Raw genomic sequence first — 14,756 nt, 5'->3', positions numbered from 1 at the left:
GCGTGCCGAACGCCGTGTGGAGCTCGATGCTCCCCGCGGATGCGACCTTCCCTCCTGATCGCGTCGCCGTCCGCGCCGCGGGACATCGCATCGAGTTCGCCGACGGATCCACACGCCTGTGCGCGACGAGCGGGCTCTGGAACGTTCCTCTCGGGTACGGGAATCCGGTCGTCGGCGAGGCCGTGGCCAGAGCCACACACGATGCGTCGTACCTGACCCTGTTCCGCGCGTCGCATCGGTATGCCGAAGCCGCCGCGGAAGGTCTTCTCGACCTCGCGGACCCGACCAGGTACAGCCGCGTCATCTTCTCCACCTCGGGCGGCGCCGCGAACGATGCCGCCATGAAGCTCGCACGACAGTACTGGGCGCAGAAGGGCGCAGGATCCCGATCCCTCATCGTCGGGCTGAAAGGCAGCTACCACGGCACGATGTACGGCAGCCACGCGCTCAGCGGAGACGACCTCCTGCAATCCGTCTACTCGGTCGATCGCAGGTCGGTGCGGCACGTCTCGTCCAGCGATGACGGTGAAGAGCTCGCCACTCTGTTGAAGCGGGAAGGGTCCCGAGTCGCCTCGGTCGTCGTAGAGCCCGTCCTGGGCAGTGGCGCATATGCGCTGACCGAGGCGTTCATCGATCGCCTCGTGCTGCTGCGCGAGGAATACGGGTTCCTGCTCGTGGCCGACGAGGTCGCGACGGGATTCGGGCGCACCGGCGCGATGCTCGCCACCGACGAGTGGCCGGCCGCTCCCGACGTGCTCCTCCTCTCGAAAGCACTGACGAACGGCGCGACGGGTGCAGCCGCGATCCTCGTGGGTCCCCGTGTCGCCTCCGAGTTCGCGCGAGGCGGGTGGACCTTCGTCCACGGGGAGACGCAGGCGGGAACGCCGGTGTGCGCGGCGGCCATCACCGCGGTGCTCGAGGAACTGCGTCGGATCGACGTGGAAACGACGACGAAGGCACTCGGGGCCGAGCTGTTCCGTCTGGCGACGGCGCTGAAGTCCGACGGATTGATCACGGAGGTCACGGGGCGGGGCTGCTTCGTGGGGATGGGGCTCCGACACCACGATGAGCGCCGGCTGTCCTCCTCCGAGGTTCTCCGTGTGGTCTCCGCCATCGCCGACCACGGCGTCCTGGTGCAGCCCGGCCCCAGCTCCATCGAGCTGATCCCGGCCTACGGATTCACCTCGGAGGAGCTCCGCACGGTGGAAGCCGCCGTGCGCTCCGGCCTCGCGCGAGTGCAGGAAGCGGCAGCATGACCGCGCACTTCACCGGACGCGTCCCGACCCTGTGGCACGGCCCCGGCGTCGCGCATCAGGTGATGACGCACCTCATCGCGGGACGAGAGGTCCTCGTGATCTCGGACTCGGCAGTCACGGTTCCCTTCCGGGCCGGGTCTGCGGTGAGGACCATCATGGTGGACGCGCCGTCGGTGGATGTCACGTCGGTCTCCAGGATCGCGCGGCACATCGTTCGTCGGTCGCCCGAGGTCATCGTGGCCGTCGGTGGGGGCAGCGTGCTCGACGCCAGCAAGATCGCCGCGCTCGCGCTCGCTCCGGGGAAGGTCTTCGACTATGCCATCGGTCATGCGGAGAGGTCCGCGCTGACCGTGCTGCCGGATGCGCCGCCGCCCGTGGAGATCATCGCCGTGCCGACGACTCTGGGCACCTCGTCGGAGACGAACAGCGTCGGTATCCTCAAGAACGGGAACGGCTATCGGCTCATCGTCGGACGCTCGCTCAGACCCCGTCATGCCGTCATCGATCCACGCAGCCTGGAGTCCCTCACGTACGGCGCCGTCCGTGAGGGAGCGCTGGAGGCATTCCTGCGTCTCGCCGGTACGTCGACGAGTTCGCGACGAAGCGCCCGGGGGAACAGCGAGGCCGTCATCCTCGGGAGAGCCCTCCTCGAGACCGCCACCCAGGACGCCGGCTCGCCCGCGGGGCGGTTGCGCCTCGCACGGTTGAGCGCAGCCACCCAACGCGGTGCGGCTCTGCGCGGACAGGATCCCTACAGCGCTCGCCATTGGTATGTCGCGAACGAAGTGGCCTTCGTGCTCAGGACTCGCAAGATGGTCGCCACGGCAGCGGTGATCGCCGCGGTCTGGCGTCGTATCTGCGCGGGTGACACCCGCTGGGGAGATCGGCAGAGTCTCGAGGACTTCTGGTCGCGGGTCGCGAGCGGGGTGGCATTGCCTCTCGAACCGGCCGCGGGTATCGCCGCCCTCCTCGAGCGCTGGGATATCCCGCTTCCGTCGCGACCGACCACGCGGGAGGTCGGCCGCATCTCGATGTCCACCGAGGCGTCGTGGGGAGATCGCCGCCCGATGCTCACCGGCCTCGTCGCCGACGACATCCGTGAGGTCCTCCGCGGTTCCCGGTGGAGCGATCCGTGTGCCGGCGATCAACGCCGGCCCTCGACTGCCGTGCAGAGGAGGTGAAGAGATGATCAAGAACGTGGAAGAGCGACTCCGGTTCCAGGAGCTGGACGACATGGAGGCTCCCAGCTGGGAGAGCTTCTATCAGGGCGCCATCAGTGCGCTGATCCTCATCGGGATCGGCGCTGCCGCTGCGACGTGATCCCGTCGCCCGACGGAGATCGAGACGAGGAAGGAGAGAGGTATGAACACCGAAGTGCAGAGGCTCGAATTCACTGAACTCGAGGCGATGGACGCTCTGAACAACTCCGATGATTTCGTGCGGGGCTTCGCTGTCGGCGTCATCATCGGAATTCTCGCGCTGACCTAGGAAGCGCATCGCCACGTGATGAAGGAGGTACGAAATGCAGACTGATCTGCTGGAGTTCCAGGAACTCGAACGAATCGACGCGCCACTCGAGTGGTGGGAGCACGTCAGCTACATCATCGCCATCGTCGGCGGTGCCGCGGCGATCGCGACGTGACCGGTCGGGGTGCGGGCGGTTCCGCGCGCCCGCACCCCCTCACTCCCGCGGAGAGGTGTGGTGAATGTCAGGAACGATAACCGAAGCCATCGCGGCGCGGCTCGACCGGGCGGGTGCGGTCCCTCGGGAACAGGACCTGTACACGGGAGAGGGGACCGACTTCTACGAGCGACTGGTCGGCGCCGATGCCGCGGAGATCCGAGAGGTGCTGGCGCTCGCGAGAGAAGCCGCGGGTCCGGTCCTCGATGTGGCCGCCGGCAGCGGGAGGCTGACGATCCCGCTGGTGCGCTCCGGCCGATCGGTGACCGCGCTCGATCTCTCCGACGACATGCTCTCGCACCTTCGTCGTGCCCTGCCCGACCATCCGAGGCTCGACTGCGTGATCGCCGACATGCGCGACTTCAGCCTGCCGCGTCCGTACGACCTCGTGGTCCTCGGTGCGACCTCCATCACCTTGTTGGACAGGGAGGGGAGGGCGCGCCTGTACGCGAGTGTGCGACGCCACCTCGCGCCGGGAGGGGTCTTCGCCTTCTCCGTCGCCGGAGGCGCCGCAGCGGAGAGCCTGACGGTGCCGAGCGAGCAGGAGATCCGTGTCCCCGGGCCCGGTCCCGGACCCGGCGGCGAGGAGACCTATCTGTTCTCGCAGCAGATGGAGGAGGGCGGCGCGGCTCGCCTGGTCAACTGGGTGCGCCTCGCCGATGTCGTGGCGGGCGGCGACGTGCGCGTGCTCACGAGTCGGCTGCGTGTGCTCAGCCACGAGCTCCTCTCCAGCGAGCTCGTGGACGCCGGTTTCGCTGAACCTGCCGTCTCGTCCGTGCGGACGCACCCCGGAGCGGACATCCTTCTCCTCACGACGACGTGGGTCGGAACCCGGGATCGGGCGCGTGACGATGACACCGCCTAGTTTCGCTCGGCGGCGAGACTCTCGCGCCCCGGTGCCGCTCACGGCCGATGATCGTCCGCTACTCGCCCCCGGTGTCGTCTTCGAGGAAGTGGGGGAGGCCGGGGTGTGGATCGCGCTGCTGCAGGGGGTGCCGTCGTCGAGGGTCTCGCGGGCCGTCGTCGATCTGCTCACGGCGATGGACGGCGAGACCACGCTCCGCGACCTGCACACGCGCTTCGCCGCATCCGAGCCGCGGGAGGACTTCCTCCTGCTCATCCAGCGCTTTCGCGCCAGCGGGCTCCTGGCCGGTGACATGAAGCCCCCGCCCGGCAGAGTGACCTATCGGCCCCCGTTCACGCTGCAGTTCGCGACGCTGCGTGCACCGGCGTTCTTCGACCGCTGGAATCGCCTGATCGTCCCGCTCTCACGCCGAGGGGTTCTGGCATCCCTTCTGGTGGTGCTCTGCCTCGGCTTCGGCGCTGCGGCCCTGCAGACAGGTGAGGTGTGGGACGTCCTGACCATGCCGGTGTCGTTGCCCGGACTCGTGGGCGTCGTCATCGCATTGTCCGTCATGACGCTGCTCCACGAGAGCGCTCATGGGCTCGCGCTCACACGGTTCGGCGGCGAACCGCGCCGCGCGGGTTTCATGCTCTACTACCTCACCCCCGCCTTCTTCGTCGATGTGACCGACGGCTGGCGCCTCTCCGACCGGTGGCAACGTGTCGCGGTCGCGCTCGCCGGGCCGGCCGTGCACGCCGTCGCCGCCGCGGTCGCCCTCCTCGCCGCGCTCGTCCTTCCGGACCCTCTGATCCACCAGGCGCTGTTGCTCCTCGCCGTGTCCTGCGTCGCGATCGTGCTGGTCAACCTGATTCCGTTCGTGCGATTCGACGGCTACATCGCGCTCATGAGTGCGCTCGACGAACCGAACCTCCGGGACCGGACGATTCACGACGGAGTGGACTTCCTGACCCGGATCTTGTTCGGCGGTCCGCGGACCGCACGGAGCCTCGATCGGTGGTGGAGCGTGCCGTTCGGTCTCGCCTGTCTCGTCGCCCCGATCGCGCTCGTGCTGTTCGCGGTCTCCCGCGTGGTGCGAGCGCTCGCCGGAGGCGGACCGGTGCTGGGGGTCCTCGTCGTCGTCCTGGAAGCTGCCGTGGTGCTCGTCGGCATCGTGATCCTCTCGAGGGCGCTGCGCCGCGTCCTTCGGTCGGGCGTCTCCCGGCTCCGCTTCTTCGCCGTCGGTGCGACGCTGATCGCGAGCATCGTGGTCGTGGGCGCCGTGATCCCGCTGCCGGTGACGGCGACGTACGGTTTCGTCACCCGAGGTGACCGTGTGCTCCTCGTGCAGCCGGGCACCGCCGCCGAGGCGGAGGTGCCGGACGGAGCCCCGGTCGAGCTGATGAGCGCCGGGCTCCTCGCGAGCTCGCGGGTCGCCGGGGGGACCATAAGGCCGGAGCCGCCGATGCCGACGGAGGTCCCCTGGGCGGTGCTCGTCCCCGTCGCGGCGGACGGCGTGGACGTCCCCGCAACGGTCATCGCCGGCGTCGACGTGGACGACGGCGGCGGGAGCACGCCGCCGACCGGACGGGCGCAGGTCGCGCTCGGCACGCGGAGTCTGTGGCAGACGCTCTGGGCGACCGGCGTGGTGTCGCCGCTGTCCGCCCTTCTGGACCAGAAGCACGAGAGGCAGGAAGATGACTGAACATGCGATCGAGGTCCGAGGCCTCACGAAGAGGTACGGCCGCCGGACCGCTGTCGAAGACCTGTCCTTCGTCGTCCCGCGCGGGACGATCGTCGGGCTCCTGGGGCCGAACGGCGCGGGCAAATCGACGACGTTGCGCACGATCGTCGGCTTGCTCCGGCCGACGAGCGGCGAGAGCCTCATCGATGGTGTGTCGTTCTCGGCGCTCGACAACCCCGCATCGCACGTCGGTGTGCACATGGACGGCTTCGGTTTCGAGGCGGGCATCACTGCACGGCGGCACCTGGAGATCTGTCGGCTCGCGGCCGGTGCGCCGCGCGGCCGGACCGACGAGGTCCTCGAGGAGGTCGGGCTCACCGCCGACGCGCGTCGTCGCGTGAAGACGTTCTCGACGGGGATGGCTCAGCGGCTCGGCCTGGCCGCCGCCCTCATCGGGGCGCCGCCCACGCTCATCCTCGACGAACCGGCGAACGGTCTGGACCCCGACGGGATCCGCTGGCTGCGCCGGTTCCTCCGCCGCTTCGCCGAACGCGGCGGCACCGTGCTGGTCGCCAGTCATCAGCTGTCAGAACTCGAACACATCGTGGATGAGGTCGTGGTCATCAAACGGCGAGCACTCTTCGCCGGACGACTCGGCGACCTGGTCACGAGCAACGGCGACTCCCTGGAGAGCAAGTACTTCGAACTCGTCGAGGAAGTGCCGGTATGAGGGGCACGGTCCAGAGCGAGGCCCTGCGCTCCGTGAGCGGGCTCTCCCTCCTCGCCGTCTACCTCGTCGCGTTCCTCCTGCCCGCCTTCGTGCTGTTCTCCGACGGATCGCGCCTCGACGTGGCCGGCCTCGATTCCGCCGCGGAGACCACCCGTCTCCTGGAACCTCTCGCCTGGTCGGCGGTCTCCGCGGCGTTCGTCGGCGCGTACGGCGTCACTCGTGAGTACTACTACGGCTCGATGGGCCGGACCCTCACCAGCGTCGGATTCCGGCGTGCGTTCGCCGGAAAGCTCGTCGCGGGCGTCCTCGTCGCGCTCGCCCTGTCCGTCGGCCTCTTCGTCGTGTGGGCCGCGGGTGTCGCCGTCTTCTTGAGCCGGAGCGGTCTGTCGCTCACTCTGACGCCGGACGGGTGGCGCCTCTGCGCGGGAGCTCTGGTCGGCGGCGTGCTCGGTGCGCTCATCGGGGGCTCCATCGGCTGGATCACCCGCAACTACTACGTGACGGCCGTCCTCGTCCTCGTCCTGCCGATGGTGGGGGAACTCGCACTGCTGCGCACGGTGCCGGAGGTGGCGAAGTTCTCGCCCGGGTTGGCGCTCGCGGCCTTGGGTGTGCCCGGGTATCAGGGCCGCCTGCTCGAGTTCGGCCCGGCGCTCGTCGTCGCACTCGCGTGGACCGCAGGGCTGGTCGCGGTGGCGTGGACCGGTGGTCGCAGGAGGGTGGGATGATCGTCCGCGCGCTCCGAGCCCACGCGCGCGGTGTGACCGGCGACATCGTCCTCCTCTGGGTGGTCGCGGCCGCCTTCGTGTTGTCGACTTCGATGGCGACGAGCGTTCCTGCGGAGCTCGCCGAGGCACCGGCCGGGGTCCGCGCCGCACTCAGTGCGCCGTTCAGCGCGGTGCACGCGACCTATGGTGCGGTGCTCGCGGCGGTCTACGGTTCCTTCCGCTACACCGTCGACCGGCGGGATGGCGTCGTCGCGCAGCGGCTGATGCTGCAACCCCGGTGGGTGACGCTGCTCAGCCGGACACTCGGGTCTGCTCTCGGCGGCACCGTCGTCGCTCTCGCGGGACTCGCCGGTGGCCACATCGCGCTGGCCGTCGCGATGGGCGGTGTCCCGGTGGGCTGGGCATCGGTGGGATCCGCACTGGCCGTCGGCGCAGGCGCCGGCCTCTGGGGACTGGGGGTGGGCATCGTCGTCCAGAACCATCTCGTGGCGCTCTTCGTCGCGTCGATGTCTCTGGGCAGCGCCGTCCTCGTCGCGATGTTCTGGAGCGCCGCTGCCCACGGCTTCCCGCTGATCGCGCTGCTCGACGCTTTCGGGTTCGACGTCACGGCTGTGGGGGTGTCGCCAGCCGACGGACCCGGTGGCTCTGTGCCGGTCGCCGTCGGATGGATGCTGGCGGCTCTCGTCGCGGGGGGAGTCACCTTCTTGAAACGCGATGTGACGTAGCGGTCTCGAGCCGCACCGGGGTTCGGAACCGCTCGGGTGACGACGTAGGATCCCTAGGTGGCAACCCCCAAGATCGTCCTCTTTTACGCGTTCACGCCCCTCGCCGATCCCGAGGCCGTCCGTGTCTGGCAACGCGACCTCGGCGAGGCGCTCGGCCTGCGTGGGCGCCTGCTCATCTCGAAGGACGGGATCAACGGCACCCTCGGCGGCGACATCGGCGTGTTGAAGAAGTGGCTGCGATCGTTCCGCTCCTACGGCCCGTTCGCCGATGCGGACATCAAATGGAGTGAGGGGACGGGGCTGGATGCTGAGGGGCGCAGCCTCGATTTTCCCAAGCTCAGCGTGAAGGTGCGCGACGAGATCGTCTCATTCGGTGCGCCCGGTGAACTGCGCGTCGATGAGCACGGGGTCGTCGGCGGAGGCACCCGACTGACGCCCGAAGAGCTGCACGGACTGATCGACGAGCGCGGAGACGAGGTGGTCTTCTTCGACGGCCGGAACGCCCTCGAGGCGCAGATCGGGAGGTTCCGCGGCGCGGTCGTGCCCGACACCGAGACGACCAGGGACTTCGTGAGACTGCTCGACTCCGGTGCCTACGACGATCTCAAGGGCAAACCCGTCGTCACCTACTGCACCGGCGGCATCCGCTGCGAGGTGCTGTCGAGCCTGATGACGGCGCGCGGCTTCGGCGAGGTGTACCAGCTCGAGGGCGGCATCGTCCGCTACGGCGAGAAGTACGGCGACGACGGGCTGTGGGACGGATCGCTCTACGTGTTCGACGGCCGCGGTTCGGTCGACTTCTCGGACCATGCGCGCGTCATCGGGGAGTGCGTCGGGTGCGGGGTGCCGACCAAGCGCACCGCGAACTGCCCCGACCTGTCGTGCCGCTCGCAGTTCGTGGTGTGCGAGACCTGCGTGGCCGTGCCCTGCACGGCCCATGCCGCGTGACCGCTCAGGAGACTCGCCCGCGTGCGGGCATGCTCAGACGGCGACCCCGGGTTCCGCGGCGCGGGGAGCGTACAGTGACCGGGGCAGCAGCGTCGCCCGCACACGCGTCGGCCCATCCACACTCCGGCGCAATGCCCGCAGCACCTCGCTGAGCGGTTCGGTGAGATCCGTCTGCAGCTCGGCCGATCGCGCGTAGTTCGTCTGCTCGACTGCATGCGTCAGTCGTCGCATCGTCTCCGCGTCGACACGACGGTCGCGCACCAGGCTGGCAGCACGGACCCGCGGGGTGTCGGCGTCGGAGACCGGCAGCTGCAGGTCGATCAGAGTGTCGCGGAGCTCGGCCCAGGCTGCCGCGGGATCGCCGCGCCTCGCCTGCGTGAATCGTCTGCGACGCTCGATGATGCGGATCAGTGCCGGTACCAGGAGCAGCGCCACGGCGCCGAAAGCGATGAGCACGACCGGCGTCGGCTCGAGACGACGCTGCGCGGCGCCGTCGGCCGAGTCGCCCCCGGCGTCCGCACGGTCGATCTCCGGTCCCGAGGTCTCCTCGCTCTGCGGGGCCGTGGTCGGTGCGGGGGTGGCGGGTGATCCGGACTCGCCGCCCTGCGTCACTCCCGCACGGAACGCGGTGGGCACGCCCAAGGATGCGGTGGGCTCGAACGGCACCCAGCCGATACCGGGGAAGAGCACCTCCGGCCAGGAATGCAGCTGATCGCTGGTCACGGAGAAGACCGATTCGCTGCCGCGCTTCTCGTCGGTGAGCGAGCCGGGAAGATAGCCGACGACGATGCGCACCTGCATCCCCAGGCTCTCCGCCATGAGCGCGAACGCCCCCGCGAAGTGCACGCAGTACCCCGATCGCACGTCGAGGAACTGCGCCACGGCTTCGGCGCCGGTGCCGTCGAAGCCTTCCTCCACCGGCGTCTCCAGCGAGTACGCGAACTGCGAGCGGAACCAGTTCTGCAGGGCGATCAGCCGGTCGTAGTCGGTGCTCGCGGCGGCCGTCACCTCGGCGGCACGCTCCGCGATGATCTCGGGCAGCTCCACCGGCTCGGCGTCGGGATCGACCACGGGCGATGCCGCATCGATCGCACGGATCTGCTCGAGCGTCGGAACGAGGCGGGAGGAGGTGACGGTGTAGTCGTTCCCCACCGCGTCGGCGCTGCGCGAGAAGAGGGTGCGGTTGAGGGGGGACACCCGCCACGAGCCGCTGAGCCCCTGCACGTCGGTCGCCGGGTACGGGACCGGCAGCCACGAACTCGACATGCGGAGCACGCGGATGGACGTGTTCTCCTCCTCCGTCGCGATCTCCGGTCCCCACTCCGGAGTGCCGAACCCGTCGTCCTGCGACTGCAGGTCGCCCCGGTCCGGCTGCCACACCCGGCCGTCGAAACGGGAGAGTGTCGTCAGCCGCAGATAGGGGGCCACGTCGGCCTTCGCCGCGATGGTCAGCACTTCGACCGGATTGGGCTGACGCAGATCATCGCCCAGACGCAACGAGGCATCGACCGTGACCCCGACGCCGGTGCCCGCCATGCTCGTCGCGACCGGAAGCGCGGGAGCGATCACCAGGGTCGTCACCAGAGCGGCGGCTCCGACACCGACGGCGACCGAGAGCGAGGACCTGCGGGGGGATTCCGGACGCCGCCTCGCGGTGTACCGGAACAGGAAGAGTGCGACGAGGGCGAACAGCACGAACCACACGACGTTCGTGTCGCCGAGGGTGATGATCATCGGCACGGCGCCGACGATCCCTGTCAGCAGGGTCGCCAGCACCGCGGAGCGATGCGCCACCAGGTGATCGACCAGGATCGCGACGCCCGCGAAGCCGGAGGCCATGGCGGCGGTGAGAGCCGGCGAGGCATCCAACGGCGCGGAGCCGAACACGATCGCTTCGAGGGCCGCAGCACCGAGAGTGCCGAACACGGCGAAGGTCGTCGGTGTCGGAAACACGCCGAAGAGCGCGGTATCGCCGGCCACCAGCAGGGTCACCATCGCGACCGCGACGATGATCTGACCGAGGAACGTCCCGGCGTCCCGGAGCCAGGCTGTCCGTCGGCGCAGCAGTCGCCGCAGGAGCATGCCCCCACCCGCTACAGCGAGGATCACGATGAGGACCGAAGAAGACCACGCTCCGGGGGAGATCACCGAGGTGTACGGCCACATCGCCACGATCGTCGCCGTCGCGGCCAGCACACCGGGACCGACGACACCGGTCGGCTCCTCCTCGTCGCGGTGCCACGTCGGCGCCGTGTGCGCGGGGGGCGCGGTCGCCTTCGGGTGCTGCTCAGCGCGGAACATCGCCGACTCCGATCCGCGCCGAGACGGCGTCCTCCCACGCGTCCGCGATGACGGGCCCGAGCGTCGCCACCGTCCAGCCGTGTGGAGTGGCCGCCTCCGCGGCGCCGGGGAGAAGCTCCGTGCTGAACAGCATCGGCGCGGCGGCTCCGGCCGGACGCAGCCGGGCGGCGTCCTCTTCATCGAGCCGACCGGTGATGAAGACCAGAGGCCCGGGCGGGGTGCCGCCGATGAGTGCCGCCAGATCACGGCCCTCACCCCTGGGGGCGACCATCGCGAGCGCCACCAGCAGTCCGTCGCGATCGTCCTCGTGCCCGCGCAGCGCACCGAGCAGCGTGCCGGCGCTGTCGATCACGTCGACGCTGTACCCCTCGGAGGCGAGGTGCACGGCCGCGGAGGCGCAGAGCGACACGGCGGTTTCGAAGGCCGGGTCGGCATCGGCGCCGGACGCATCCCAGCGGCCCGCACTGCGATCGAGGACGACGACCGCGTCGGGGCTGGATTCCTCCTCCTCCTGGCGCACCATGAGCTGTCCGCGGTGGGCGGTCGCACGCCAGTGGATGCGGCGCATCGAGTCTCCGGGGATGTACCCCCGCGGCGAGAGGTTGTCGCTGCCCTGCCCGAGGCGCGTCGACGAGGTGTGCGCGGTTCCGCCGGCGGCTCCGACGCGCACGGCCAGCGGGGCGAGGGCGAAGACCTCGGGGACGACGGTGATGCTCCGGGTCTCTCCGAACGCTTGCTCGCGCTGTGCGAGGCCGAACGGATCGACGGTGCGCAGCATCAGCGGGCCGAGCGGCCAGACACCCCGTCGCACACCGGTGATCGGGTACGTCAGCTGACCCGACTCGGGGGGATATTCACCGCCGGAATCGCCGGCGACCGCCGCGGGGAGGATGTCGTGCCACAGCCCGTGCGGCACCCGCAGCGCGCGGAGCGAGATCCGCACCGTCACGCGCGACGTCTCCGACACGGTGAGCAGATCGGTGGAGATCTGACGCGTGACCGTCCCCGAGCGGCGGGGCAGGCGGACGGCGAGGAGCGAGAAGAGCGTGAGGGCGGCAAGGAGCAGCCCGATGTAGAGCAGGATGCGGGTGCCGAAGACGTTGGCGGCGATCACGCAGCACAGGGCGGCGACGAGCGCGCCGGCTCCACGGACGGTGAGAGGTCGGCGTCTTCGCATGATCGACCCGGTCAGGAACGCGTCGCGACGGGGACGCGCACCCGCTCGACGATCTGGGTGAGTGCGGCCTCGACGGGCTGTGCGCCCGCACGGTGGGCACCACGCGCCGGCAGCAGCCGGTGGGCGAGGACCGGGATGAGCAGGGCCGTGATGTCGTCGGGGATGACGTAGTCGCGGCCGTCCAATGCCGCCCACACCTTCGCGGCGCGGATCAGCTGCAGGGTCGCCCGCGGACTGGCACCGAGGTGAAGGTTCGGGTCGGAGCGGGTCGCCTGTGCGAGGGCGACCGTGTACTCCTCCAGCGCGGGGGCGACATGGACCGAGCGCGCCCAGGCGATGAGCTGGGAGATGGCGGTCGCGTCGGCGACGGGTGACACCGCGGCGAGCGGGTTCACCACATCGCGCTGACGGAGCATGAGTGTCTCGGCCTCCGCGTCCGGGTACCCCATCGAGATGCGCATCATGAAGCGGTCGCGCTGTGCCTCGGGGAGCGCATACGTCCCCTCCATCTCGAGCGGGTTCTGGGTCGCCACCACCAGGAACGGTGTCGGCAGCATGTGGGTCGACCCGTCGACGGTGACCTGCCCCTCCTCCATCGCTTCGAGCAGGGCCGACTGCGTCTTGGGGGAGGAGCGGTTGATCTCATCGGCGATCACGATGTGCGCGAAGACCGCGCCGCGCTTGAACTCGAACTCCTGGTCGACCGGGTTGTAGACCGAGACACCCGTGACGTCGCCGGGCAGCAGGTCGGGCGTGAACTGGATGCGGCGCACGGTCGCGTCCACGCTCGCGGCGAGGGCACGCGCGAGCATCGTCTTGCCCACACCGGGGACGTCTTCGATGAGCAGGTGCCCTTCGGCGAGGAGGCAGACGAGGGCGCTGCGCACGGCGTCTGGCTTCCCGTCGATGACCCGGCCGATGGAGCCGAGGATCGCAGAGGTCTGCGCGGCGAACCGTTCGGCATCGATCATCACCGGGATCAGGGGGGCGTTCTCTGGCATGCGTTCCCTCTCACATCGGCGCTGCGGTGCGCGTTACTCGATCGTAACCCGGCGGCGCGGTCCCCGCTCTGGAAGCTTCCCCTGAGAGGGCGGCGGCGGCGTCCGTGACCCAGCCGGTCCGTCGAGCGCTCGAGCGGTGTCGTCGCACCCCACGTGCTCGGGTTAGGATGGTTGACGGCTCTCCGCGTGACAGCATCCAGGCCAATTCCCCCAGGGCGGAAACGCAGCAAGGGTAACCGGGCTCTGCTGGGTGCGCGGAGAGTCTTTTTCATGTGCGGGTGCCCTGTCGTGACGCCCACTCGAACGTCAGCCGCACCTGAGACAATCGTCCGGTGACCGTCTCCCCGCCTCCGAAGGCGCAGCATCCGCTCGGCCGATTCGCCTCGCCGGTGCTCCTGATCGTCGCGATGTGGATCGTGCAGTTCGCCGATGCGGTCCTTCCGGGGTCGTTCACCGGTTTCGGTCTGAGGTCCTGGGATGTCTCGGGTCTGGGCGGCATCGTGCTCGGTCCGCTCCTGCATGCGAACTGGCAGCACCTCATCGCGAACTCGGTGCCCTTCCTGGTGCTCGGATGCCTGGTCGCCGTCGAAGGTGCCCGCAGGTTCTGGGCCGTCACAGCCATCGTCGCGATCGTGGGCGGCATCGGGACCTGGGTCGTGAACGCTCCGGGGACGCTGACGGTCGGCGCCTCCGGGCTCGTGTTCGGCTACTTCGGCTACGTCGTGATGCGGGTGTTCGCCCCCGGACGCGTCGCCCACCGCATCCTCTACGCCGTGATCGCTCTGGTCGTGATCGCGCTGTACGGCGGCTCGATGGTGGCCGGAGTGTTCGGTGCCGCAGAGGGCATCTCCTGGCAGGGTCACCTGTTCGGCGCGATCGGCGGGGGTATGGCTGCGTTCGCCGGTCGCCCCCGCACGGCGCGCGGCAGCGTGGCGACATGACTCCGGGGCGCACGGCCTCCCGGCCGAAAGGTCGAGCGGCGACAAAGAAGACCGCGAAGAGCCGCAAGAGCGCGACGCGGCGACGCAAGACCGGCGCGCGCAGACGTGCCGCGATCCGGGCGCGCCGGAGGAAGATCCTGCAACGGGTGCTGCTCTCCGCGGCGGCGGTCGTCGTCCTCGGGGGACTGCTCGCGCTGATCCCGCTGGGACTCGCCCGTGATCCCGCCCCGATCTGCCTCGACGAACCCCGGACGTTCCCCGAGGCGGGCATCCGCGGCTGGAGCGGGGAACAGCTCGACAATGCCGCGACGATCATCCGGACGGCGGGCGACCTCGGGTTCCGCCGCGACGGGCAGATCCTCGGGGTGATGACGGCGATGGGCGAGAGCAGCCTGCGCAACATCGACTACGGCGACTGGGAGACGAGCGGGTTCACCAACCCCGACGGATCGCGCACGACCAGCATCGGACTCTTCCAGCAGCAGGAGTGGTGGGGGAGCGTCGAGCAGCGCATGGATCCGCAGACCGCGGCGACGCTGTTCTACGACCGGCTGGGCCGCCTGCCCGGATGGCAAGAACTGGAGCCCTCGCACGCGATCCACCGGGTGCAGATCAACACCGATCGCGACTACTACGCGCGCTTCCAGGAAGATGCCGCCGCCGTCGTCGACGCACTGTCCGGTCCGTGCGAGTGAGACCCCGCGTTTCTCCCGGTGGTTTCCCCGGCGGCTTCCTGAACGCCGCGC

General features: G+C 69.8%; 16 protein-coding genes and 1 other RNA gene. 14 read left to right on the top strand and 3 right to left on the bottom strand.

The features are described 5' to 3' along the window. The first annotated feature begins 2 nt into the window (after positions 1–2). From mpaD to LRQ07_RS13255, 11 genes are all read left to right on the top strand, one after another. Positions 3–1,256, top strand: coding sequence for a daptide-type RiPP biosynthesis aminotransferase (gene mpaD, locus LRQ07_RS13300; protein ID WP_232763619.1), 1,254 nt, complete (start codon positions 3–5; stop codon positions 1,254–1,256). Then, complete coding sequence (mpaC, locus tag LRQ07_RS13295) at positions 1,253–2,437, top strand: daptide-type RiPP biosynthesis dehydogenase (protein WP_256534885.1); 1,185 nt, start codon at positions 1,253–1,255, stop codon at positions 2,435–2,437. Before mpaD ends, mpaC begins: the two co-directional genes overlap by 4 nt. A gap of 4 nt (positions 2,438–2,441) precedes the next feature. Then, positions 2,442–2,576: an MpaA1 family daptide-type RiPP gene (gene mpaA1 / locus LRQ07_RS13290; protein WP_256534884.1), complete on the top strand. Its 135-nt coding sequence runs from the start codon at positions 2,442–2,444 to the stop codon at positions 2,574–2,576. 42 nt (positions 2,577–2,618) lie between these two features. Next, positions 2,619–2,744 carry an MpaA2 family daptide-type RiPP gene (mpaA2, locus tag LRQ07_RS13285; protein ID WP_256534883.1) on the top strand — a complete coding sequence of 42 codons (126 nt, stop codon included), beginning with the start codon at positions 2,619–2,621 and terminating at the stop codon, positions 2,742–2,744. A 34-nt stretch (positions 2,745–2,778) separates the two neighbouring features. Further along, positions 2,779–2,898: an MpaA3 family daptide-type RiPP gene (gene mpaA3 / locus LRQ07_RS18530; RefSeq protein WP_308191516.1), complete on the top strand. Its 120-nt coding sequence runs from the start codon at positions 2,779–2,781 to the stop codon at positions 2,896–2,898. Between the two features lie 64 nt (positions 2,899–2,962). Next, positions 2,963–3,802, top strand: coding sequence for a daptide-type RiPP biosynthesis methyltransferase (mpaM, locus tag LRQ07_RS13280; protein ID WP_256534882.1), 840 nt, complete (start codon positions 2,963–2,965; stop codon positions 3,800–3,802). Between the two features lie 31 nt (positions 3,803–3,833). After that, positions 3,834–5,483 carry a daptide biosynthesis intramembrane metalloprotease gene (gene mpaP, locus LRQ07_RS13275; RefSeq protein ID WP_256534881.1) on the top strand — a complete coding sequence of 550 codons (1,650 nt, stop codon included), beginning with the start codon at positions 3,834–3,836 and terminating at the stop codon, positions 5,481–5,483. After that, positions 5,476–6,192, top strand: a complete 717-nt coding sequence (locus tag LRQ07_RS13270; protein ID WP_256534880.1) for an ATP-binding cassette domain-containing protein — start codon at positions 5,476–5,478, stop codon at positions 6,190–6,192. Before mpaP ends, LRQ07_RS13270 begins: the two co-directional genes overlap by 8 nt. Next, entirely contained in the window at positions 6,189–6,917 is a 729-nt protein-coding gene (locus LRQ07_RS13265; protein ID WP_256534878.1) for an ABC transporter permease, read from the top strand. The genes LRQ07_RS13270 and LRQ07_RS13265 overlap by 4 nt, the downstream gene beginning before the upstream one ends. Beyond that, positions 6,914–7,642: a hypothetical protein gene (locus tag LRQ07_RS13260; RefSeq protein ID WP_256534876.1), complete on the top strand. Its 729-nt coding sequence runs from the start codon at positions 6,914–6,916 to the stop codon at positions 7,640–7,642. The genes LRQ07_RS13265 and LRQ07_RS13260 overlap by 4 nt, the downstream gene beginning before the upstream one ends. A gap of 57 nt (positions 7,643–7,699) precedes the next feature. Next, positions 7,700–8,590, top strand: a complete 891-nt coding sequence (locus LRQ07_RS13255) for a rhodanese-related sulfurtransferase (RefSeq protein WP_232763584.1) — start codon at positions 7,700–7,702, stop codon at positions 8,588–8,590. Between the two features lie 33 nt (positions 8,591–8,623). Here the strand turns inward: LRQ07_RS13255 and LRQ07_RS13250 are convergent, their stop codons facing one another. From LRQ07_RS13250 to LRQ07_RS13240, 3 genes are read right to left on the bottom strand one after another with little or no spacing between them, the layout of a single operon-like run. Then, positions 8,624–10,891, bottom strand: coding sequence for a transglutaminaseTgpA domain-containing protein (locus LRQ07_RS13250; RefSeq protein ID WP_256534875.1), 2,268 nt, complete (start codon positions 10,889–10,891; stop codon positions 8,624–8,626). After that, positions 10,878–12,068, bottom strand: coding sequence for a DUF58 domain-containing protein (locus LRQ07_RS13245; RefSeq protein WP_256534874.1), 1,191 nt, complete (start codon positions 12,066–12,068; stop codon positions 10,878–10,880). The genes LRQ07_RS13250 and LRQ07_RS13245 overlap by 14 nt, the downstream gene beginning before the upstream one ends. Before the next feature lie 11 nt (positions 12,069–12,079). Further along, positions 12,080–13,069, bottom strand: coding sequence for an AAA family ATPase (locus tag LRQ07_RS13240; protein WP_047522165.1), 990 nt, complete (start codon positions 13,067–13,069; stop codon positions 12,080–12,082). 173 nt (positions 13,070–13,242) lie between these two features. Here LRQ07_RS13240 and ffs point away from each other — a divergent pair. From ffs to LRQ07_RS13225, 3 genes are all read left to right on the top strand, one after another. After that, an RNA gene (ffs, locus tag LRQ07_RS13235) (signal recognition particle sRNA small type) lies at positions 13,243–13,339 on the top strand. 62 nt (positions 13,340–13,401) lie between these two features. Then, complete coding sequence (locus LRQ07_RS13230) at positions 13,402–14,010, top strand: rhomboid family intramembrane serine protease (protein WP_256534873.1); 609 nt, start codon at positions 13,402–13,404, stop codon at positions 14,008–14,010. Further along, positions 14,007–14,705, top strand: a complete 699-nt coding sequence (locus LRQ07_RS13225; protein WP_232763587.1) for a hypothetical protein — start codon at positions 14,007–14,009, stop codon at positions 14,703–14,705. The genes LRQ07_RS13230 and LRQ07_RS13225 overlap by 4 nt, the downstream gene beginning before the upstream one ends. Positions 14,706–14,756: the final 51 nt, after the last annotated feature.

Source organism: Microbacterium sp. J1-1, from assembly GCF_024498615.1.
Taxonomy (GTDB): domain Bacteria; phylum Actinomycetota; class Actinomycetes; order Actinomycetales; family Microbacteriaceae; genus Microbacterium; species Microbacterium aurugineum.
Note: the sequence above shows the minus strand (reverse complement) of the source record. Positions and strands in the feature narration are given on the sequence as shown.